Genomic DNA, 21,385 nt, shown 5'->3' on the forward strand with positions numbered 1-21,385 from the left:
TGCTGACGCAGGTCGGCTACAACTTGACGCGTATGCGCACACTTGCGGGCTGAGGGGCAATAAGCAATGGCGTAACACGGATATCGTGAACCCGCGAGCAACGTGGAATGCCTGCAAACGTCTTCCGCGTTTCAAAAGTGCGACCCCCAGCATCCGTCGTAATGCACCCGAACGCATCAACGCCTGATATTTCAGCAGCCTGTTAGGCATATAACCTGATTTGACGGCTCGTCTATCATTGCCTGCAATTGCTTGGTCCAAATGGAAAATTAGTTAGAGCAAAAACCAGATTGCGCTTACGACATGGTCGGTTTGCTCAAGTTTTTACCGTTACAACCTACGAGATCACACAGTCTTTCGATTGGTTTTCAGCGACATCGATTACGCGTTTGATCATTTGAATGTTTGTGCGTTTGTTCGTCGCTCATGTCTGCTGTCGACGGCGTTATGGTTAGCTCTTTTATGGTGCTCGATACGCAAGGAGGGTCTAACGCATCCGGTTATACACATCTCATCGCACAAGGCGTCGTGCGCGGAAGAACGCGTTTACTTTCAATGACGTAGCGCTGCGCTTGTGAACATCAGCGGATCGCGTTTACTCTTGCTTTTTGAGTGCACGCATTGGTCACCGAATCGACGCTCTGGACCCATACGGAATTCAAACAACTCGAGCTGGGCGATGCGCGCCTGAACAAGCGAGCGAGGCTTTTGATGGAAAGAATGGCGGCCGACCCGATGGCCAGCGTGCCCAAGGCATGCCAGGGCTGGCGCGAGACGATGGCGGCGTACCGCTTCTTCGACAACGACAAGGTCGAATGGCATGCGATTTTGAAGCCGCATTGGCAGCAGACGCAGGAGCGCACGCAGGCCCATCGTGTCGTGCTCTGCGTGCAGGACACGACGGAACTGGATTTCAACGGACAAGGCCCGATCGGACTCGGGCCACTGAGCTATGAAGCCCAGCGGGGCATGTATCTGCATCCGACCTACGCGGTCACGCCGCAGCGCGAGCCGTTGGGCATTCTGGATGCGTGGATGTGGGCGCGCGCGAGAAGAAGGACGAATCCGGCAAGCGCGGCGGACTCAAGGAGAGTGTGCGCTGGATCGAGGGCTATGAACGCATTGCCGAGATGGCGCCGAGCCTGCCCTCCACGCGTTTGGTGTATGTGGCTGACCGCGAAGCGGATCTGATGTCGCTGATGTTGCGAGCGCAGGAGCTGGGCACACCGGCCGACTGGTTGGTACGAGCCGCTCATAATCGCTGCCTGCCGGAGGGAGACAAGCTGTGGGAGCGCACGAGCCAGGGCGAAGCCATCGGACAGATCGCCTTCACGATGGCCTCGCGCCATGGCGTCAAAGCACGCACGGTGCGCCAGCACCTGTGGGTGCAACGCGTGAAGTTGCCCGCGGGCATAGGCAAGTGCATCGCTGCGACGTGCCTGGTCGCGCGCGAGTTTGATGCGCCAGCGGGCGTTAAGCCGATCAAATGGCGTCTGTTGACCAATCGCACGGCCAGCACGGTGGAGGAGGCAGTCGAACTGATCGATTGGTATCGAGCGCGCTGGGAAGAGGAAATCTTGTTCAACATCCTGAAGAACGCGTGCCGTGTCGAGGCGCTTCAGTTGGGCACGATCGAACGGCTCGAGCGCGCGTTAGCGCTGTTTCTGGTGGTGGCTTGGCGAGTGGCTTATTTGATGCGGCTTGCACGAACCTGCCCGGATCTGGACGCGCACTTGCTCTTCGATCCCGATGAAGTTCGCCCCGCCTACCTGCTCACGAAAACCCGAGCGCCGGCCCAACCGAAGCTCAACGAAGTATTGCGACTGATCCCGCGCCTGGGAGGTTTCCTTGGCCGCAAGGGCGATGGCGAACCCGGAGCAAAGACCATCTGGCTCGGCCTCAGAGAAGTTCATGTCGCTGCAAAAACATTGCGCCTCTTACGCGACGACGATGGTGACGACATTTTTGTATAAGGGAATGGGTCTATCGAAGCACGCAATTTAATTTGCGGTTACGCTTGGTAGGCACGGCACCGGTAGATATCAGCAATAGCTCGCGCACCGGGCCATCGAATTTTTCGGTTTAGTGGCACAAGCGTAGGGCGCCGATGATGCGACCAAAGTAGCTTTGATCGTTTATCTAACGGACTTGCTCGGCGTTTAGTGTTCTGATGATCTTGACGAGTCAACATCGACTGAGGGCAAAATGAACAAACTTACTCCTGAGCAACATAAAAAGATCGTATTAGAGGCTTTCGACACTTTATTTAATAAACGAGACTATGCTGCGGCGGAGCGTTTTTGGTCTTCGGAATATATCCAGCATAGTGCTCACATTGCATCAGGCCGGGAAGGCCTCTTCAATCTTATTCGTACACTGCCAGAATCTCTGAAATATGAGGCGCAGTTGCTAGTTGCCGAGGGTGAATTGGTTATCGCGCATGGCCGGTTCTCTGGAAACGGTCGGCCTAAAGCTTGGATCGCTGCTGATATCATCCGTATGGATGATGGAAAGCTTGTAGAGCACTGGGACGTTCTCCAGGACGAGGCCACTAAGTTGGAATCGGCGAGCGGCCTCCCAATGTTCGGGACGAGCTTTCCAACTTGATCGTACCAGGCACTTTGCCGGGCGAGCCACTTGGAATATTGCCAAGGATTCGAGGGGAGCGTCCTATCTGCGCAAGTGATCGACGACGGCATCGCGCTGATTTTTAAGCGGTTTTACCTTTCTCGATTGGATATTTTCCGCTGACCGGGTACCTGTCAAGTCACCGGCCTAGCTAGTCATGCTTCGGAGGTATGGGCCGGAGCTTAATAAGTCTTGTTCGCTCACCGAATTCTTCGTTACAGTTCCTATCAGCATAAGAACTTAGATCGACCCCGCATATCGCTCCCTTCAAATCTGCGGCTCGGTTGACACTGTTACGCACCGCACGAGTGTCGACCCGTCGACCCGTCTGCCCCTGTTCCGTAGGTGAGTAAGCCTACATTAAACTTTGAGACATCCATGAGCGCTTATATCATTGTCGAACTAACTGTCCGCGACACCGAGGCGAAGAATCGGTATTCGACAGCAGCAGCACCCATTCTGAAATCGTTTGGTGGCAGTTTCATTGCAGGCGGACCACTAACCATGTTGTACGGCGACGAGAAGTTCGCCAATGGCGCGATCATCCAATTCGATGATCGGCAAAAAGCGCTGGACTTCTACAACTCGTCAGATTATCAAGCCCTTCTGGCGGACCGAGAGGTTGGCATCGATAGCCGGTTTAGCCTCTTGGGATAAGGGCGTCATGCTGGACGCAAATCGCGTTCCGCATGAAGTCGAGTGCGACGACTGAGATGCGCATACGAGCGGCTGCCTTCATTCGGTAAGATGCTTCGGAAGTAGCGCGTGATTGCTTCGTAGGTATAGATCTCGCGCCAAAGTGCATTACCAGCTATCACGTGTTGATTTCAACGCTTGGGCGTGTCGCTAACGGGTGTTTGCGAAGCAATCGGAGGGGGACGCTCCCGGCCAGCCCCGCTACAGGGCTCCGTCGTCACACTTGCATCACTGACACCGTTCTGGAGTTCAAATAGGCGTCCATCGCTTCGGGGCCACCTTCTGATCCATACCCTGAGTCTTTCACACCTGAAAACGGTAGCTCTGGCCAAGTCGCGGCGGTCTGGTTAATCCACAACATGCCGACTTCGACGCCTTGGGTAAGCATGCGCGTGTTTCGCAGCGAACTTGTGAAGGCATACCCGGCGAGACCATATGGAAGCCGGCATGCCTCTTTAATTGCGTCTTCAAGGGTGTCGAATGGTTGAATTGCAGCCAGAGGCCCGAACGGTTCTTCATTGAATACTCGAGCTTCGCGCGTTACGTTTGTCAATACGGTAGGTCGCCAGAGATTACCAATGTTCCCGATGCGCTCGCCTCCGGCGCTTAATGTGGCCCCTCGTTCTATTGCGTCGCGTGTCAGCTCACCCATTGCGGCGATGCGCCGAGAGTTCGCAAGCGCGCCGACTTGTGTTCCGTCTGCGAGGCCGTCACCGACCCGAAGCTTGCTCGCCCGGCTCGCGAATTCCAGGCCAAATTCAGTAGCCACATTTCGCTGTACCAGAAATCGAGTGGGAGAGATGCAGACTTGCCCTGCATTGCGAAATTTGCCTGCAACGGCCGCGTCCAGCGCCACATCTAAATCTGCATCGTCGGTAACGATGAACGGTGCATGCCCTCCCAATTCCATGGTCACTCGCTTCATATGCTTGCCAGCCAGCGAGGCAAGCTGCTTGCCGACTATTGTCGAGCCGGTAAAAGTCACTTTTCGTATGATCGGATGCGTGATGAGATACGTCGAAATCGCTGCCGGGTCACCATAAACAAGGCCGATAACGCCGGGAGGCATGCCAGCATCGACGAATGCACGAACGAGCTCTGCAGGGGCCGCGGGAGTCTCCTCCGGGGCTTTGATGATAATGGAGCAGCCGGTGGACAAAGCAGCCGCCAATTTTCTGACAACCTGATTAATTGGGAAGTTCCATGGGGTGAAGGCCGCAACCGGTCCAACTGGGTCCCGGACAACGAGCTGCTGAACGAGATTATTCCGCGTTGGGACAATGCGGCCATAAACGCGGAATCCTTCTTCGGCAAACCAATCGATCAACCCAGCCGCGAGCGAAAGCTCGGTTTTCGCTTCGGTAAGAGGCTTCCCTTGCTCTTGCGTAAGCCATAGTGAAATACGCTCGGCGCGTTCACGTAATAACGTCGCGGCACGTCGCATGATCGCGCTGCGCTCAAACGCAGGGGTCGCACGCCAGATAGCGAAACCACGTTCTGCGGCAGCCAGTGCTCTGTCAAGATCATTGAGATCGGCACATGCAACGGTACCGATTGCTTCGTCCGTGGCAGGGTTTAGAACGTCCAATGTCCTGCCTTGAGTGCCATCCTGCCAGATGCCGTCAATGTACAATTTCGTGTTGGGGTAATTTGGAAGCGTCATGATGTGAGTGAGGTAAATGAGGAAATATGCAGCAGACGCTAGCTAACCGATTGCGGCGTCTCGCCAAATAACGTTGTCATGCGCTTTTCTACAATTGCACGTGGCACTGATTGTGTATGGACGTACAGAGTTCCTTCGAGAATCGCGTTCCTCACCATTAGGCCCACCTGTTCGGGCTCAATGGCTTTCATGGCTAGGGTTTTCAAGAGCGGATTTTCATACGGCGTGAAGACGCGTGCCGTCGATCGTTCTTGAGACGGTCGCAAGGTGTCCCCATTTTGCGTAATGTTCGTATTGACGAATCCAGGGCAAAGTATCGATACGCCGAAACCTTCTGGCGCTAACTCCTCCGCGATAGCTTCGGATATAGAGGCAACCGCAGCTTTCGAAGCGCTATACGGCGTGTGCCCAGCAAGCGGCAACATGGCAGCGATCGACGCGGTATTGACGATATGCTTTTCGCCTGCTTGGTTACGCATTCGCGGCAAAAACGCGTCTAGGCCGTGCACTACGCCCCATAGATTCACGCCTAACAAGAATTGCCAATCCGCCATGGTTGCCTCAAGTACCGTACGAAATGGACGCCATGACACACCGGCGTTATTGCAGAGAATATCGACCGATCCGAATTTGCTGAACGCCGCATCGGCGAGCGCCTGTACTGATGAGTGATTCGCGACGTCCGTTTCACAGGATATAGCCTCAACGCCCAGAGCTCTAACTTCAGACGCTACGGACGCTGCCGCTTCAGCGCGTATGTCCGCAACGACAATGCGAGTACCAACTTGCGCTAATGACAAAGCGATAGCTCGCCCGATTCCACTGCCCGCGCCTGTCACAACGGCAGCCTTTCCTTTAAGCGATTTCATAGCTATTTCTCCCTCAGTTTACAGCTTCAATGGTGCAGGGCAAGCGAATGGGGTGCGTTGCAGATCTAGCCGGTTTATTAACGCCACAACTTACACTTGCTTTCCGCCTTGGTGATGCCGTTCTCTGTGCCATCCAATTTTTTCAAAACCTTAAAATAGTCCCACGGAGCCTTTGAATCAGCAGGCGATTTGACTTCAAGAAGGTAGAGATCGTGTACAAAGCGACCGTCGGCGCGAATGAACCCACGACCGTAAAAATCATCGATGGGTGTCTTTTTCAGATATGCCATTACTTGATCGGCCTCTGTTGACTTCAATGCCTGTACGGCTTTCAAATAGGTCGTTGTCGCGGAGTAGTCAGCCGCCTGGACGGAGGTCGGCATCCGCCCAGTCGCGGCGAAGAACCGTTTCCCAAAAGCACGCGTCTTATCATCGATGTTCCAATCCCACGTCGCTGTGACTATCAGCCCTTCGGTATTCTGCAAACCAAGACTGTGGATGTCGTCGTTAAAAACCAACATACCGACCACCTTCATGGATTTCCCAATTGAGAATTCTTTGGCGGCTTTGGCAGCGTTAACGAAATCTCCACCTGCGTCCGCGAGGGCAAGGACCTGTGCTTTCGAAGCTTGCGCCTGGAGAAGGTATGATGAAAAATCGCTGGCGTTGATGGGATGACGAACTGCGCCGACTACCGTACCGCCTCGACTGGCAATCGCTTTGCTAGCATCGCCCTGTAACGCTCTTCCAAACGCGTAGTCCGCGGTGAGGAAGTACCACTTCTTGTAGCCTTGATCGAGTAAGGCGTTGGCTAGCCCTTTTGCCATACCAGCTGTATCAATGTCATATTGAACGGTGTAAGGGCTGCACTCCTCGTTTGTTAAGGTCGAAGCGCTTCCGCCGCTAGTTATAAAGACTCGTTTTCTATCAAGGGCGACTTTGGACATAGCCAAATCGGCGGCCGAGTTGGTTCCCCCCAGCAAGAGTGTGATGCCGCGGGTATCGATCCATTCCCGGGCCCTTGAAGCGGCAATATCGGCTTTGTTTTGGTGATCTGCCGTCAGTAACTCAATTGGCGAGCCGTTGACTTTTCCTCCAAAGTCGTCGATCGCCATGCGTATCGCAAGCGCGCCATTTTTCCCTTCTTTGTCTGCATAAAGGCCTGACATGTCAGTGATAAAGCCGATAACAACCTTGTCATTCGATGCTGCCTGGGCTATCGACGCTTGAAAAATGAGAACCGCAAGTGTAAGCGTAAGAATGATTCTGTTCACGTCGTCTCCGTTATTTTTGCGGGGCGCGATTTGATGCGCCCTCGTTATTAAAGTGTTTTGATTCGCTGAGACTTTCTGAAAGTAGATGCGCGAACATTCCAACGGCGATAGTGCCGAGCGTTGCGATCCCGACTGATACGTCGATGACCGTCTTCTGCAGGGTGGATTAACCACACGTTGCGAGGATGATGAGTCGCTTTACGAGCTCCGGCAATGGAGTTGTTGTCATAGATCAATCACTATTTGGAATGACTTAGCCGGCGCTTTGTTGAAACGACTTTTAATTCAAGACACGTAAAACCACATTTTGAGCGGCCAGATTTCAAATTTATCTCAAAGTGGAATAAAACTATCACAAAAAGTAGATAGTCGGAATATATGGATAAGAACAAAATGTCTAGAGCGGACGACCGGCATGGAGCGACGCGCGTACGCAGGGCGCCCTCATTGGATGCACCCCTCTTTGGCGATGAATTGGATGGCAAACGGGATGACTACGACAACTAAACAGTTCCCCAACTATTACGGCGGCAAGGAAGTTCTGTCACAGTCGGGACAGACATTTACCTCGACAAATCCTACCTCGGGGCTGCCTTGGGGAGAGTTCCAACTGTCTGCAGCTGCAGATGTAAATGATGCGACGATCGCTGCAGACATAGCATTTAAAGGCCAATGGTCAAGGTTGTCGCACAGCGCCCGTGGTCGTCTAATGATGAAACTCGGAGATCTTATTGAGCAACATGCAGAGCGTCTAGCGGCCTTGGATACCGCGCAAAACGGAAGGCTTCATCTTGAGGTAACCGCGCAAATTCGCGCCACTCAGGGGTGGATGTATTACTACGGCGGCTTATCTGACAAGATCGAGGGCGCCGTTATTCCGATAAGCCAGATGAGCGTTCTTAACTACACCTTGAGGGAGCCACTGGGCGTCGTCGCCGCGATCGTTCCATGGAACTCGCCGATTTTCTTGACCGTAATGTCCATCGCACCGGCGCTCGCGGCGGGCAACACTGTTTTGATCAAGCCTTCAGAAGTGACCTCCGCATCAGCAATCGAATTGGCCAAGCTTGCAGACGAGGCGGGATTTCCTCCAGGCGTGATCAACGTAATTACAGGCATGCGAGAGGTGGGCGAGGCGCTGGTTGATCATCCGCTAATTAAGAAGATTTGCTTCACCGGAAGCGACCAGGCCGGTCGCGCAATTGGCGCGCGAGCTGGAGGAAGGTTGGTCGGATGCACGCTTGAGCTTGGCGGAAAAAGCCCTAATATCGTCTTTGGTGACGTGGATCTGGCTCAAGCTGAGACGGGAATCCTTGCTGGAATTTTCGCAGCAGCTGGACAAACCTGTATTGCTGGAAGTCGTGCCTACATACACACATCAATTTATGACGAGCTAGTCGGACGGTTGGTGACGCGCACGCAAAATATTCGCTTGGGCGATCCAATGGAACAACAAACTGAAATGGGTCCTATAGCCACGGCTGCCCAGTTCAAAAAAAATCGCGATATGGTTGGCCGCGCACGCGAGTCAGGCGCTGAAGTACTTTGTGGCGGTGAGCGTGGGGAAGTAGCAGGCCACCCGAACGGACTTTTTTTCAAACCGACGATCATACAGAACGTTTCGGCTTCGAGTGAGTTAATGCAGAACGAAGTCTTTGGCCCAGTGCTTGCAATTACCCCCTTTAACGACTTTGAGGAGGTAGTCGCGATGGCGAACGACACTCCATACGGCTTGGGTGCGGGTATTTGGACACGCGATATTAAGCGAGCTCACTCGCTAGCCCGGCGAATAAAAGCAGGGACGATTTGGATCAATACTTATCGAGCGATGTCATACAGTTCGCCGTTTGGAGGTATGAAGGCAAGTGGCTTAGGGCGGCAGAACGGTATCGAGGCTGTCAATCAGTACCTGCAAACAAAAAGCGTTTGGTGTGAACTAGGCGAAGATATATCGGATCCGTTCATGATGAAAGTTTGACGCTGGTCCTTTAAATCGGCGTGACTTGACCGTTTAGTTCTACACGTTGACCGTTGTCATAAATTTAAACTGGAGACAGTCGTGAGCAATCGATTAGAAGGCAGACGAGTAATTGTCACTGACGCTACGCAATATAGCGGTCCAGCAATCGTGGAGCTTTTTCGCGAGGAGGGAGCAGAGGTTATCGCTGCTAACGACGATCTATCGGTAGTGAACGCTGCCGAAGACCTCGTGCGGTCAGTAGGTCGTGTCGACATCCTCATAGCAAACCTAGCCGTTCCGTTCGAGTTCGGACCCGCTGTGGACCGAAATGACGAGGAGATGGCTCGCACGATGGAGGCGATTTATTACCCGCTGCATCGCTTAGTAAGAGCAGTGCTCCCACAAATGTTGGAGCGAAAAAGTGGCAAGATAGTAGTGACTGGCAGCGCATCGGCTTTGCGAGGACGATCGGGCGGGGTCGCGCTATACGCAGCAGCGCGAGGTGCGCAATTAGCGTACATGCGAAATGTGGCGCTCGAGGTCGCTCCCCACGTAAATATAAATGCCACAGCACAGACATACGTAGACAATCCCACATATTTTCCTCCGGAATATCAACAGACCGATGATTTTAGATCGCGGTTAGCAGAATGCCCTGCAGGCCGGCTTGCGACGATGCGCGAGTGCGCCCAAACCGTGCTGTTTCTCGCAGGGCCTGAAAGCAACTTTTTCTACGGCCAAACTATTCCTTTTGCTGGGGGTTGGACAGTTTAGACGGCTGTCGGACTTAGTGGACAGAGGAATCGTGTTCTAACTCGCCACCCGCCATTCACGTTAGTCCAATGTCTCGCGGTGAGATAACTTCGCATTTACTACAGCGAAGTCAATCCTTGGCGTTATCCATCGCATACAATCGCCCGATGGTACTTCGTGCTGCGTTATGCGTGGCCAGACACGGTGGCTCGAGGGAAATATGAATCTGACTTTTAGGCAATTGAAGGTCTTCGTAAAGCTTTACGAGCTGCAAAGTTTTACTGCTACGGCTCAGGCATTGCACATGACGCAGTCGGCGGTCAGCAAGTTGTGTTCGGAGATGGAGGAGGAGGTGGGCTTCCCACTGTTCGAAAGAACCACGCGCAGCTTTGAGCCAAAGGACGGTGCGGATGACCTATACGGATTCGCATTGGAACTGCTTGGTACCCTCGATGCTGCGGCGCGGAGCCTATCTGATCTAACATCTATCCGCAAGGGAACCGTTAGCATCGCGGCCGCGCCCATGATTGTCTATTCGCTGCTGTGTGATGCTATCGGAGAGTATCGGCGACTGTATCCCGGCGTACGAATCGAGATTCACGAAATCTCCACAAATCTTGCCATTGAATACGTGGTGAATGGGAAGGTCGATTTCGCCGTTGTCGCTATAGATGAAAAGCATGAGAAGCTCCTGGTTGAGCCGGTCTATCTTGATAAGCTCTGCCTTGCTTGCCATCCGTCGCATAGTCTCGCTGGAGGAGGTGCGGTTACGTGGGCAAGCATCGCGGAAGAGAATCTGATAATGCTTCGAGTCGATAACAACATGGGCCGGGTCGTGCAGCAGATAATGACTAAAGAAAATCTGGAATTTGAGCCCATGATCGAAGCCGGTGCGCTGACCTCCTTGCTCGGGCTTGTTCGGGCTGGCGTGGGCGTTGCCGTGGTGCCAGAATACGCTGCAAAGTACAGTAAGGACTTCGGCATAAAGACTGTGCCAATTCGTCCTGGTAAAAAACATAGTCGCACTCTCTCGCTTATCCGCCGCAGCAATGCACGCTCGTCTACTGCGGCATCGAAGTTTATCCAAATCCTCAAAGAGAGCTTGCCGAAGATCGATAATCAAGCGTAATACCGCGTGAGACATTGTTATTAAGTGTATCTGAACCACTTCAACCTAAACACAACCGAACTAGGCCTTTTATCTGCACGGCGAAACCGCTTAGCGCCGACTCTTGGTCGGGCAAGCGGGCCGTTCATATGCGTTGTATTCGAACGAAAGACTAGCAAGCACAATTTGGTATCTTTGCTGTCATCTGTCTGGATATCATTACTATGGAATTTTATAAAGGCGACAGAGAAGCACGATTTTCTATGGGCATGGCGAAGACGCGGACTTATTCATCCAGGTGATGAATCTATGACATTAAGTGGCTTGTTGGAGCCGCGGGAAAGGCCCAAGATTATTCGAAGAACATGCGCTCCTCTGGAAATTGCAACTCATGAAAATCTCAGCAGATAAGGTTTCGGTAGCCCTCGAACAGGCATACGGCCCATTAAACGGCGTCAAGGTCGTCGATTTGACGTCAGTCGGTATGGGACCCTATGCAACGCAAATTCTGGGCGACATGGGCGCCGAGATTTTGAAGATTGAGGCACCCGAGGGTGATGTATTTCGCTATGCCGAACCGGCAAGCTCGAACGGTATGGGCGCCATTTACATGAGCTTAAACCGTAACAAAACGAGCATCACTCTTGACCTCAAAGACCCAGCTGACCTATCGGAGTTGAAGAGTCTTATTGCGGACGCCGATGTATTTGTCTCCAATGTGCGCCCTCGAGCGCTTCGAAAACTTGGCTTGGACTATACGTCCCTATCGAGTGGAAATGTCCGTCTGATTTACTGTTCGGCCGTTGGGTTCGGTCAGGACGGTCCGTATGCGGAGAAGCCAGCCTTCGACGACATAATACAAGCCATGAGCGGTATTGCGGCTCTCCAAGGTCGCAACACCGGTGCACCCGCTTACGTTAATACAATCATTGCGGATAAAGTCGCCGGGCTCACACTAGCCTATTCCATTCCTATGGCGCTCTATGAGCGCGAAAAGTCAGGTCGCGGGCAGTCGATCGAAGTACCGATGTTTGAAACGCTTGTGTCTTTTGCACTAATCGAGCATCTAGGCGGTCAAGCTTTCAAGCCGCCGCTGGGTCCAATGGGGTACGGACGTGTTTTGTCGCCTCACCGCCGTCCTTATAAGACGCAGGATGGGTTTATCAGCTTGCTTCCATACACAGATGCGCAGTGGGACCGCTTCTTCGCGATCGCGGGACGTCCTGAACTAGCTGAGGACGGGCGATTTAAAAGTGCGAAATCACGAAGCAGGAACTTCGACGCGCTGTACGGAATGCTTGCAGATATTGTCGCTGAAAGGGCAACAGATTATTGGCTCCGTGTCCTTGAACCGGCGGATATTCCGGTAGCGGCCGTGATGTCCTTAGAAGACTTAATGCAGGATCCGCACCTCGTAAAAACCAACTTTTTTGTTGAGAAGGAACACCCCACAGAAGGTACTGTACGAATGTTGAACATTCCGGTCCGTTTCTCGCGTACGCCAGGGGAGATACGTTCACTTCCGTCGCGTCAGGGTAAGTCGGCCAGATTAGACAGCAAAAGCAAGGCACTCAAGGGCGGGGCCGCTCACGAGCGGGTTGATGCGCCGGCAGGGGGCGGCAAGTTAGTCGAAGAACGTTAGCCTCCTGATAAAGCTTACGAACCCACATGTTCGGCTCCGAGCGCAGGTCGGACGGTCGACCAAAAGCTAAGCCCTTACTGGACGAGCAGGCCAGAAAAGGAGGAGACGCTGTCTCAACTTGCGATGGCTTCCGCTGCATCTCATTCTGCATACGTCACTTAATCGTTGCTATTGAACAGGATAAACCGTGATTAAACCTGTGGTACTAATAACGGGCGCGCTGACGGGCATTGGCCGGGCTACTGCTTTGGCGTTTGCTCGTGAGGGCTCATTGATTGTTGTTTCGGGGCGCCGGCCTGACGCAGGCAATGCGCTGGTCACCGAGTTAAGTGCATATCCGGGAACTGAAGCAGAATTCGTGAGCGCGGATGTACGCGACGAAGACGAAGTCCGTGAGTTAATCGATTTCGGGGTAAAGCGTTTCGGACGCCTGGACGTTGCGGTCAACAACGCAGGGACAGAAGGTGTTAGCGGTCCCATTGTCGAACAAACAGCGGAAGCCTATGTGGCCGCCTTCGACACCAATGTCTTCGGCACGTTTTTATGTCTTAAACACGAACTCCGCGTCATGCTGCCGCAGGAGAGCGGAAGCATCATTAACGTTTCGTCAACACTCGGAAGTCGAGGTGCACCGAACGTTTCTATGTATGTCGCCAGCAAGCATGCCGTCGAGGGGTTTACGAAGGCAGCGGCACTAGAGGCGGCGCCCTTTGGTGTTCGCGTGAACGCTGTCGCTCCGGGTCCGGTAGAGACCGAAATGCTCGATCGCTTTGCGGGAAGTCCCGAGCGGAAGCTGGCGCTGCAAGCTGGCATTCCAGCCAAGCGAGTTGGTACCCCAGCAGAGATCGCCGATGCTATTCTCTTCCTGGCTTCAGTGAAATCGAAATTTTTAATCGGACAGGTGATCGGGGTAAACGGTGGGAAGACCGCGATGTAAATTGCATTCGAGAACATGACTGATACTCTCCAATGACGGGTCATCAGGGGCATTTGCGATTGACTCTCGGGGCACAGTAATCGCATCATCCTCGACCCGTCGATTCATCCTGCCCGATACATAATTCCATAAATCGTGGAACCGCGGTGATACGGTGTTTGAATGTTTCGATGCTCGAAAAGCATCGCGCGACGGCAGAGAAAGTCTTGGTCGGTAAGGCGAGAGAAGCGTATATCTTTATAACGCGGATAAAATCGACTAACCGCATCGAATGTTAGCTGAAAGCTCCGCGCTCTAGATCCCGGAAGTCGAATCGTCCGGGTTTGCCCGCCGCTGCCCGCAAGTCCATACAGCGCGGCGTTCAACGACAATGTAGGGAGACATCAAAATGACTGGACGGCTAGCAGGAAAACGCGTGATCGTGACCGATTGCAAGGAATACAACGGTGCGGATATCGTCCAATTATTCGAAGAGGAAGGAGCAGAAGTGTTTGCAGAATCACGAGATCTAACGATTCCGCACGCGGCTGATGATCTTATTAAAGAGGTCGGACGTGTTGATATACTGATCGCGAATCTGGCATACCCGCATAAGTACGCTCCCGCAGTCGAGAAGACTGACGCTGATATGGAACTGGCGATGCAACGGATCGTCTATCCACTCCACCGGCTTACGCGCGCCGTCTTGCCGCAGATGCTAGAACGTAAACAGGGAAAAATCGTTGTTGTAGGCAGCGCGACTCCTTTGCGAGGCCGAAAAGGCGGTGTGTCCATTTACGGAGCTGCGCGTGGAGCACAGTTCGGGTATATGAGGAACGTAGCAATGGAAGTCGCACCTCACGTTCATATCAACGCAACTGCTCAAACATACGTCGACAACCTGACCTATTGGCCCGAAGACTATCGTGCAACGGAAGAGTTTCGGATCCGGCTTTCGGAGTGCCCGGGAGGCCAACTTGCGCCTGGGCGCCAGTTAGCCCAGTCAGTATTGTTCCTCGCAGGCCCTGAAAGCGACTTCTCTTACGGCCAAATCCTTTCTTTTGACGGTGGTTGGACCTCAGGCAGTACTATGTAGACCGCTCCATCCGTATGTCGCCGATGTACTCTTGGCGGCTGAAAGGCGATAAAGCCGACCACGTCGCCCGCAGCGACGGGCCGTCGAAGAAAGTAGAGCGCAAACAGATTGGTTGCCGTTATATCCGATAGTGTTAATCAACAAGACCAAATCGACCGAAGATTCGAAGACTCGCTCCAACGTCATCAATCTCTTGCAAATAGAACAGCAAGCGGTTGGTCGTAATCCCAAGCAAACGCACCGGTATCGACCTTCAATAGAATCGATTTAAGGCCGTGATTTATAGGCTTGGTTTAGGCGGCAATAGCCCTTCAGCGATCGCAATCCCGTACAAGACTGTCGATAGAATCATGGCCTTTGAGTTCGCAGGTGCTGGTTGACCTGCCCGTGGCCTATAAACTACATCGCCTCGAAATATTGGACGGCCAGTCGCTGCGCAGACCCCCGTGCGAGGTGCAACGCCTTGGCGCCATACCTGAGCTCCATAACAACACGAGGTTGGATCACTCCACGCGATGATGGCTGTCGTGGCGCTCGGGAGCTCGATCAGTCTCACAGAAACCGAGCCGGAGTGATGCACGTCATGACCGGGTTCCATCGCGAACGACGACCCTCGCCTGCGTCCGCGTCGGTTCTCTGGACGAATCGAATAGATCCCAAGCAAGCAAATAGTCTGCGCCCAAGCGGCTCCGGATTTAATCGACATGTTAGTTCTCAAACAATTAGCGGCAAGGACCCAGCTAATAAGCTGCTGAGAAGATTTAATAATAAGTAAAACTAAATGAAAAAAGGTTACGATTGGTTTTGAAAACCTCAAGGTTTTACCAAATGGCTTTAGACGGCCGCGCTAGTGTGTTACTGCGATGTCCATCCTGCAGCGCCAGCGAAGAAATACCTTCATAGGGTCTCGGACTACAGTGGCCGTTCAACGGGCCTATCTCGATGCCCGCGTCGTATCGGTACGGAGGAGTAAAAAATGACAACCAAAGATTAAATCGGAGTGATTTTTCCAAAGAGCTCAGTTGATGCCCGTTAGGCGATATCACTGAGCACTATTAACCCTTTGACGCTCGGACTTGTGAAATCGGGAAATCACCTTACTAGCTTCGTCATCTCTTACACTATGCGCGTACGACCGTCTGCTCGATCGCGTCAACAAGACTACCGCCTAAAATTTCTTCAAAACGTGGCATTCGAAGCATTGCGACCGCGGCACCAATCAGCAGGATCGTTGCACCCACTAAGACGCTGTTGTAGCTATGAGTTTTGTCAAACGAAATTCCCGCAAGCGTCGGCCCTGAAGATGCTCCAATTGCATAGATAGAATAGGAGACTGCATAGACAAAACCATATCTACGCATTCCAAAATACCGGGAGGTCATATAAGCAATGAGGTCCACTTCTGCGCCGAGTGACAATCCCATAAGCATCCCAGCAAAAGGCGCGACGCTCACACCTGAAAGAAGCAGCAACGTGCAGCCTAGCGCTGTTGCTGCGAATAGGACGGCAGCAACGTAAGGTGCAAAGAATCGATCGATCAAATACCCGACAACAATGCGGCCACCAAGAACTCCAAGCCCAATGGACGATACAATCTTTGCCACTGCAGCCATTCCCAGACCAGCGTCGTGTAACAAAGGCGTCATGTGTACGACGAGAGCGGAAACGGCGAGTGCAGAGGCTGCAAACGCGAAGCTCATTGTCCAAAACAGTTGATTACGCAGCACTTCGCTCCGCGTAAAACTTGGGCCGGTGTCCGGTATGGCGGCGGATGCTTTGTCCTTGATACAAAAAAGAACGAAAGGCCATGGCATTAAAGTTAACGCTGCGATAAGCTGATATCCCGCCCGCCCGCCAGCCATGGTCGCGAATCACCACTGAGAGGAGTGAAGGTAACAGCACCGCTGCGAGGCCCATCCCCGCCAGGGAGATTCCGAGTGCTAATCCGCGCGCGGCATTGAAGTTCGCGTTGATCGTGCGGCTATATGCAATAGGGGTGGCACCTCCGCCGATCAACGCTGCCAACGCATAAAGCGAATGAAACAAGCCGATAGACCCTTGGAAGCGGCTGATAGAAAAGAGAACCAGAGAAAGCAACGGTATGGATATCAACGATATTGTGCGAACACCAAGACGATCGATTAGATATCCAAGCAAGGGCGACGTCAGGGCAAGGACCAACGTAAGATACAAAAACGAAGACGAAATCTCGCCGCGTCCCCAACCGAACGCTGTCTGCAGTGGCGTGATGAAGCTTCCAAGACTATAGAACGGTATGGTCGTCAGGCCAGCGAAGCATCCAATCGTCGCGGCAAGCAGGGCCGGCCAGCCATGCCGAAATTCACGAGCCTCGGCTTTTGAAAGTATCGAATGTCTCACATGCTCTCCCGAATTTGGATAACACAAGTTTCCTTGCCTGAAAAGTGTCCGCCAACTTGTCAAGACGGGATCCACGTTCCGACTTTCCAGCCGACGGGGCACACAAAAAGACAAAGAATTAGCGCGAATCACCCTAGTAGCGGCAAGATACGCGACACATTTCTAAATCTCGGCCCTTTGCGCGTAGGCCCCGTCCTTCGCAATGAAGTCTATGCGATAAATCTACTGATTCAGCGCGATTGGTTAGGCGACAGCATTACCCAAAACGTTACGCGTTGGCGACATTCATTTACGCCACGTTCTATTTACAGGAAGTGCTAACCCAAACTCTCCAGAGCGGCCGCTATGCCGGATCCATACGCCGGATCTGCCTTCGTACAATTCGCAATATGCCGCTCCTGAATATGTCTGGCCACCCCTGATATTTGCCGTGCAGTATTGTCAAATAACGCCTTGCGTTGGTCTGCGCCCATGATCCGGAACAAATCACCTGGTTGCTGGTAATGATCATCGTCCACGCGATGGTCCCAATGATCCGCAGGGCCATCGATCTCTAGTGGTAATTCGTTGAGATCGGGCCGATCGATCCACTCGTTATGACTATTAGGAAAGTAAGAAGGCGTTCCTCCCAAATTTCCGTCAGCTCGCATTGATCCGTCCCGATGGAAGCTTCGATACGGGCATTGCGGCGCATTCACCGGAATATGGTTAAAGTTGACGCCCAGCCGATAGCGCTGTGCATCGCCGTATGAAAAAAGGCGCGCTTGAAGCATCTTATCAGGAGAAAAACCTATTCCCGGCACAATGTTCGCAGGAGAGAACGCCGCTTGTTCGACTTCCGCGAAAAAATTATCCGGATTCCGATTTAGATCAAAGTGCCCCACTTCAATAAGTGGAAATTCGGCCTTAGGCCAGACTTTAGTCACATCAAAAGGATTGAAGCGAAAATGTTTGGCTTGATTTTCGCTCATCACTTGAATGAACATAATCCAACGGGGGAAGTCGCCTTGTTCAATGCTTTCGTACAAGTCGCGTTGATGAGTTTCGCGGTCTCCAGCAATGAGACTTGCGGCTTCTGCATCGCTCAAATTTTCGATACCTTGTCGACTCCTAAAATGAAATTTTATCCAATGTCTTTCGTTATCTGAGTTGATCATGCTGAAAGTATGACTTCCAAAGCCGTGCATGTGCCGGAAACTCCGCGGTATGCCTCGGTCGCTCATGACAATAGTGACCTGGTGCAACGCCTCGGGAAGCAGGCTCCAAAAATCCCAATTGCTGTCCGGGCTTCGCATTCCAGTGCGTGGATCCCGCTTTATCGCGTGGTTGAGATCGGGAAATCGAAGCGGGTCACGGAAGAAAAAGACCGGTGTATTGTTGCCCACCATGTCCCAGTTGCCATCGGTGGTGTAGAACTTCATTGCAAAGCCACGAATGTCCCGCTCGGCGTCGGCGGCACCGCGTTCTCCCGCAACTGTCGAGAACCTCACAAACATAGGCGTCTGACTGCCTACTCCATCAAAAATCTTGGCCTTGCTATAGCGCGTTATATCGTTGGTAACCGTAAAAGTCCCGTAAGCACCTGCTCCTTTGGCATGCATTCGACGCTCTGGAATAACTTCCCGATCAAAATGTGCGAGTTTCTCGAGCAGCCATACGTCCTGAAGTAATGTGGGTCCGCGCCGTCCGGCGGTCAAGATATTCACATTGTCAGTGACGGGCGCTCCCGTTGCGTTGGTGAAGTTGTTGGATATTTTGAGGTCGGACATCGAGCTTCTCCTTAAGTCACCGGCCGGGCCGATGGGTAGCCTTCGGCGTGGCAGTTAAAGTATAAAAGCAAAGGAACTGATCGGAAGGTCAAAGTACTAGACCCCAAACCCCAGTTTTTCTGTGACACAGTTCATAAAGGGCGAGCGCAAATCTATCGTACGCGTTTCTCTGCTCAGAGAGGCGTGCCGCTCGCGACTCCAAGTTTGACTCGGGCAAATTCACTGTATCGATCAAAAATCGCAACGATGATGCTAATCAACGTGTTTTTAACTCACCGAGCTATGTGTTCTGGTGTATCTAACTGCCGCCTGGTCGCTTGACAGATTTGGCGACATTGATTGCCGCGCCGCTTCAAACGCTGTCCATTGACTAAGATCGTGAAGGGACGGAATCGTGACAAGTTCAAGATTGTCGAATCCGACGAGAGCTGCATCGACCATCTCCCTTGCCGACATTACGATCTTTGCATCAAGATGCTCTAAGGATAGGCCCCCGATCGCCCAGAATTCAGTTGCGGTTGCGCCTGGCAGCACCGCTTGAACTTGCACACCTTTATTCGCCAGTTCATGGTGCAGTGACTGACTGAAAGCAAGGACGAATGCCTTCGTACCCCCGTACACCCCATTTAGAATTTCGGGCGCTATGCTAACGATAGAGGAAATGTTTATTACGGCCCCACGCCCCCGCTCGACAAATCCCGGAACTGCAGCGTAGGTGAGACGGGTCAATGCGATGACGTTCAGTTCTATCATGCGCGTCATTGATTCGACATCACTACCGAGAAGCGGCTTATGCGTCCCGACACCGGCATTGTTGACGAGCAGGCTGATGCGCGTATCGCTACGCAACGTAGCCTCTACTTCACCGAGGCTCACGCGGTCGTTGAGGTCAACTACCATCACTTGGACGGATTGTCGGGTAGTGTTCGAAATACTTTCAGCGAGCGTAGCAAGGCGGGCACGGTTGCGCGCTACGAGAATCACATCGTAGCCGCGCTGCGCAAGGCGCTCCGCGTAGATCGCACCAATGCCAGAGGATGCTCCAGTAATAAGGGCAGTGCCTAAGTTCGTGTGTGACATGTTCACTCCATTAAATGGTGCGATGAAGGACCTAGTCGAAGACGGGCCTCGGCGACGGGTCTTGAAGTTTTAAATAATTGGATCGGTGGCTGCTCAGCTAAAGCTCTCCAGTAAGAAATTGTGCTCGGCCCAGCCCGAAGCTCCAATCTGCATCGGAATTTATAGTGATCGACACGATGACGTCGCTGGACTTTATTCCACATCGAGATTCCAGTTCGCTACATAGATCAACGTAAAATTTTTGCTTCTGTGCCTCAGGCCGCGGCCTCGTCGTTACGCTGACGAATACAACGTTCGATGTTCGAGCGATTCTTAAGCCAGTGTCCTCAAATATAAGATTCGACTTCTTATGCTCATGAACAACTTGATATCGGTCTCCAGCGGGCACTTCGAATGCCGAAAGTACCGCTTGGTGGCCCGCATCCATTAGTGATGCGAGCTCGCTGTCGCTTCGCCCCTCAACTACGTCGAATCTCAGAAATGGCATAGTGGTGCCTCAGGTCAAAAATTCGTGATAACGGAGAGATGCTTAAGTCGCATTCGATAGGTAGCATCTGGGCGTAAGTGATCTCGCTATCACGCGAAGACCTAAACGACATGTTGGGCAAACGTTTTAGCGTAAGCTCATCTTAGATTGGTGTGGCTAAACTTATGTCGGGCGTTACTCTGTCTCTCTAAATGAGCCGGCTCCGTGGATCACACACTATGCTTTGGCGCTTGGCCGGGAAGAGACTATGTCATACCAACGCTTGAGCGAGGCGTACTCCTCCGGGACCGGCATTTTGAGCGCGCCGTTCGCGAAGTCGATCGTCGCAAACGCTGTTATGTCAGCAGCAGAGAATTGCGCTCCGGCAACATAAGGGGTCTGCGAAAGACGCGTATTGAGGTCAATGTAGAAGTTTTTGACTCGCTCTACGCTTCGTTCGACCAATGCAGGGATTTGATTGTAGTTGTGAGGGCCCGCTAGCGCGCGTCCAGCGAGTCCAGGTGCCGTGTTGCGCACAGCCTCCATGACGGCAGCAAAGCCTTCCAACTCCATTCGCCTCTCCCACATTGTGATCAGCGCTTTCTCCTGCGGCGCCGTTCCGAGCAGCGGGGGCAACGGCGCAACCTCCTCAAGATAACGCCAGATCGCAGGGACTTCTCCAATCGAAGTGCCGTTGGTAAGAACTAACGTAGGTACCACTTGCCGAGAATTGACCGCAGTGTAAGCATCTGAAAACTGCTCCTTCACTCCTAAATCGACAGGTATAAATGGGATGGCGAGGTCTTTTTCAGCAAGGAATATTCGCACGCGGCGCGAATTCGGTGATGCACTCGATTGATAAAGCCTCATTCCTGAAAACATGGCGGTGTCCCTATTGCTGGATGACGATGACTAACAATCCGTCATTCGCAAGTGATGTCCATTTTCGTAACTTCGTCGCGCGCCGCTTTGCATGCTGAAAAACAACGATGCTTAGCAAGAAGGGTCGTCAGAAAGCTTTTCTATAGCAAGTATCAAGATTTTCCACCAAACCTGTCTCGCATTATTCAGGTGCAACCAGATGTT

Annotated in this window: 18 protein-coding genes and 1 pseudogene; 9 read left to right on the top strand and 10 right to left on the bottom strand. The window is 52.7% G+C overall.

Annotated features, from left to right (window positions below; translation table 11 throughout):
* The first annotated feature begins 621 nt into the window (after nucleotides 1-621).
* The 3 genes and pseudogenes from ACRXB1_RS04725 to ACRXB1_RS04735 all read left to right on the top strand — a co-directional run bounded on the left by ACRXB1_RS04725 (nucleotide 622) and on the right by ACRXB1_RS04735 (nucleotide 3,285).
* Nucleotides 622-1,973 (top strand): annotated as a pseudogene (locus tag ACRXB1_RS04725) (IS4 family transposase).
* Nucleotides 1,974-2,205: 232 nt separating this feature from the next.
* A complete protein-coding gene (locus tag ACRXB1_RS04730; protein ID WP_449491276.1) occupies nucleotides 2,206-2,607 on the top strand; it encodes a nuclear transport factor 2 family protein in 402 nt (133 codons plus the stop codon).
* Between the two features lie 399 nt (nucleotides 2,608-3,006).
* Nucleotides 3,007-3,285: a DUF1330 domain-containing protein gene (locus ACRXB1_RS04735; protein WP_449491277.1), complete on the top strand. Its 279-nt coding sequence runs from the start codon at nucleotides 3,007-3,009 to the stop codon at nucleotides 3,283-3,285.
* A gap of 256 nt (nucleotides 3,286-3,541) precedes the next feature.
* Here the strand turns inward: ACRXB1_RS04735 and ACRXB1_RS04740 are convergent, their stop codons facing one another.
* From ACRXB1_RS04740 to ACRXB1_RS04750, 3 genes are all read right to left on the bottom strand, one after another.
* Nucleotides 3,542-4,987, bottom strand: a complete 1,446-nt coding sequence (locus ACRXB1_RS04740) for an NAD-dependent succinate-semialdehyde dehydrogenase (protein WP_449491278.1) — start codon at nucleotides 4,985-4,987, stop codon at nucleotides 3,542-3,544.
* A gap of 38 nt (nucleotides 4,988-5,025) precedes the next feature.
* Nucleotides 5,026-5,856, bottom strand: a complete 831-nt coding sequence (locus ACRXB1_RS04745; protein WP_449491279.1) for an SDR family NAD(P)-dependent oxidoreductase — start codon at nucleotides 5,854-5,856, stop codon at nucleotides 5,026-5,028.
* 77 nt (nucleotides 5,857-5,933) lie between these two features.
* A complete protein-coding gene (locus ACRXB1_RS04750; protein WP_449491280.1) occupies nucleotides 5,934-7,130 on the bottom strand; it encodes an ABC transporter substrate-binding protein in 1,197 nt (398 codons plus the stop codon).
* A 490-nt stretch (nucleotides 7,131-7,620) separates the two neighbouring features.
* Between ACRXB1_RS04750 and ACRXB1_RS04755 the strand changes: the two genes are divergently transcribed.
* The 6 genes from ACRXB1_RS04755 (at nucleotide 7,621) to ACRXB1_RS04780 (ending at nucleotide 14,605) form a co-directional block, all read left to right on the top strand.
* Complete coding sequence (locus ACRXB1_RS04755) at nucleotides 7,621-9,108, top strand: aldehyde dehydrogenase (protein WP_449491281.1); 1,488 nt, start codon at nucleotides 7,621-7,623, stop codon at nucleotides 9,106-9,108.
* A gap of 81 nt (nucleotides 9,109-9,189) precedes the next feature.
* Nucleotides 9,190-9,864 (top strand): SDR family NAD(P)-dependent oxidoreductase, encoded by a 675-nt coding sequence (locus ACRXB1_RS04760; RefSeq protein WP_449491282.1) that lies wholly within the window; start codon nucleotides 9,190-9,192, stop codon nucleotides 9,862-9,864.
* Between the two features lie 199 nt (nucleotides 9,865-10,063).
* Nucleotides 10,064-10,972, top strand: coding sequence for a LysR family transcriptional regulator (locus tag ACRXB1_RS04765; protein ID WP_449491283.1), 909 nt, complete (start codon nucleotides 10,064-10,066; stop codon nucleotides 10,970-10,972).
* A 370-nt stretch (nucleotides 10,973-11,342) separates the two neighbouring features.
* On the top strand, nucleotides 11,343-12,593 hold the full coding sequence (locus ACRXB1_RS04770) for a CaiB/BaiF CoA transferase family protein (RefSeq protein ID WP_449491284.1): 1,251 nt from the start codon (nucleotides 11,343-11,345) through the stop codon (nucleotides 12,591-12,593).
* 187 nt (nucleotides 12,594-12,780) lie between these two features.
* Nucleotides 12,781-13,530 carry an SDR family NAD(P)-dependent oxidoreductase gene (locus tag ACRXB1_RS04775; RefSeq protein ID WP_449491285.1) on the top strand — a complete coding sequence of 250 codons (750 nt, stop codon included), beginning with the start codon at nucleotides 12,781-12,783 and terminating at the stop codon, nucleotides 13,528-13,530.
* 415 nt (nucleotides 13,531-13,945) lie between these two features.
* A complete protein-coding gene (locus tag ACRXB1_RS04780) occupies nucleotides 13,946-14,605 on the top strand; it encodes an SDR family NAD(P)-dependent oxidoreductase (protein WP_449491286.1) in 660 nt (219 codons plus the stop codon).
* Nucleotides 14,606-14,885: 280 nt separating this feature from the next.
* On the opposite strand, the gene ACRXB1_RS04785 is transcribed toward ACRXB1_RS04780, so the two are convergent.
* The 7 genes from ACRXB1_RS04785 to ACRXB1_RS04815 form a co-directional block, all read right to left on the bottom strand.
* The gene (locus ACRXB1_RS04785) at nucleotides 14,886-15,311 is read right to left on the bottom strand and encodes a DUF3331 domain-containing protein (protein WP_449491302.1); all 426 of its coding nucleotides are present in this window, start codon (nucleotides 15,309-15,311) and stop codon (nucleotides 14,886-14,888) included.
* Nucleotides 15,312-15,726: 415 nt separating this feature from the next.
* Nucleotides 15,727-16,419 (bottom strand): MFS transporter, encoded by a 693-nt coding sequence (locus ACRXB1_RS04790; RefSeq protein ID WP_449491287.1) that lies wholly within the window; start codon nucleotides 16,417-16,419, stop codon nucleotides 15,727-15,729.
* A complete protein-coding gene (locus ACRXB1_RS04795; RefSeq protein ID WP_449491288.1) occupies nucleotides 16,322-16,984 on the bottom strand; it encodes an MFS transporter in 663 nt (220 codons plus the stop codon). Before ACRXB1_RS04795 ends, ACRXB1_RS04790 begins: the two co-directional genes overlap by 98 nt.
* 317 nt (nucleotides 16,985-17,301) lie before the next feature.
* Nucleotides 17,302-18,753 carry a catalase gene (locus ACRXB1_RS04800; RefSeq protein ID WP_449491289.1) on the bottom strand — a complete coding sequence of 484 codons (1,452 nt, stop codon included), beginning with the start codon at nucleotides 18,751-18,753 and terminating at the stop codon, nucleotides 17,302-17,304.
* Nucleotides 18,754-19,020: 267 nt separating this feature from the next.
* Nucleotides 19,021-19,833 (bottom strand): SDR family NAD(P)-dependent oxidoreductase, encoded by an 813-nt coding sequence (locus tag ACRXB1_RS04805; protein WP_449491290.1) that lies wholly within the window; start codon nucleotides 19,831-19,833, stop codon nucleotides 19,021-19,023.
* Nucleotides 19,834-19,930: 97 nt separating this feature from the next.
* The gene (locus ACRXB1_RS04810) at nucleotides 19,931-20,320 is read right to left on the bottom strand and encodes a tautomerase family protein (RefSeq protein WP_449491291.1); all 390 of its coding nucleotides are present in this window, start codon (nucleotides 20,318-20,320) and stop codon (nucleotides 19,931-19,933) included.
* 216 nt (nucleotides 20,321-20,536) lie between these two features.
* Nucleotides 20,537-21,181, bottom strand: a complete 645-nt coding sequence (locus tag ACRXB1_RS04815; protein WP_449491292.1) for a glutathione S-transferase — start codon at nucleotides 21,179-21,181, stop codon at nucleotides 20,537-20,539.
* Nucleotides 21,182-21,385: the final 204 nt, after the last annotated feature.

This window comes from Caballeronia sp. M23-90, from assembly GCF_053574605.1.

Coding starts and splice junctions, on each gene's coding strand:
- ACRXB1_RS04730 (WP_449491276.1), top strand. CDS start 2,206: ATGAACAAACTTACTCCTGAGCAACATAAAAAGATCGTATTAGAGGCT.
- ACRXB1_RS04745 (WP_449491279.1), bottom strand. CDS start 5,856: ATGAAATCGCTTAAAGGAAAGGCTGCCGTTGTGACAGGCGCGGGCAGT.
- ACRXB1_RS04810 (WP_449491291.1), bottom strand. CDS start 20,320: ATGCCATTTCTGAGATTCGACGTAGTTGAGGGGCGAAGCGACAGCGAG.
- ACRXB1_RS04815 (WP_449491292.1), bottom strand. CDS start 21,181: ATGTTTTCAGGAATGAGGCTTTATCAATCGAGTGCATCACCGAATTCG.
- ACRXB1_RS04805 (WP_449491290.1), bottom strand. CDS start 19,833: ATGTCACACACGAACTTAGGCACTGCCCTTATTACTGGAGCATCCTCT.
- ACRXB1_RS04800 (WP_449491289.1), bottom strand. CDS start 18,753: ATGTCCGACCTCAAAATATCCAACAACTTCACCAACGCAACGGGAGCG.
- ACRXB1_RS04785 (WP_449491302.1), bottom strand. CDS start 15,311: ATGTCGATTAAATCCGGAGCCGCTTGGGCGCAGACTATTTGCTTGCTT.
- ACRXB1_RS04740 (WP_449491278.1), bottom strand. CDS start 4,987: ATGACGCTTCCAAATTACCCCAACACGAAATTGTACATTGACGGCATC.
- ACRXB1_RS04770 (WP_449491284.1), top strand. CDS start 11,343: ATGAAAATCTCAGCAGATAAGGTTTCGGTAGCCCTCGAACAGGCATAC.
- ACRXB1_RS04735 (WP_449491277.1), top strand. CDS start 3,007: ATGAGCGCTTATATCATTGTCGAACTAACTGTCCGCGACACCGAGGCG.
- ACRXB1_RS04765 (WP_449491283.1), top strand. CDS start 10,064: ATGAATCTGACTTTTAGGCAATTGAAGGTCTTCGTAAAGCTTTACGAG.
- ACRXB1_RS04755 (WP_449491281.1), top strand. CDS start 7,621: ATGACTACGACAACTAAACAGTTCCCCAACTATTACGGCGGCAAGGAA.
- ACRXB1_RS04790 (WP_449491287.1), bottom strand. CDS start 16,419: ATGCCATGGCCTTTCGTTCTTTTTTGTATCAAGGACAAAGCATCCGCC.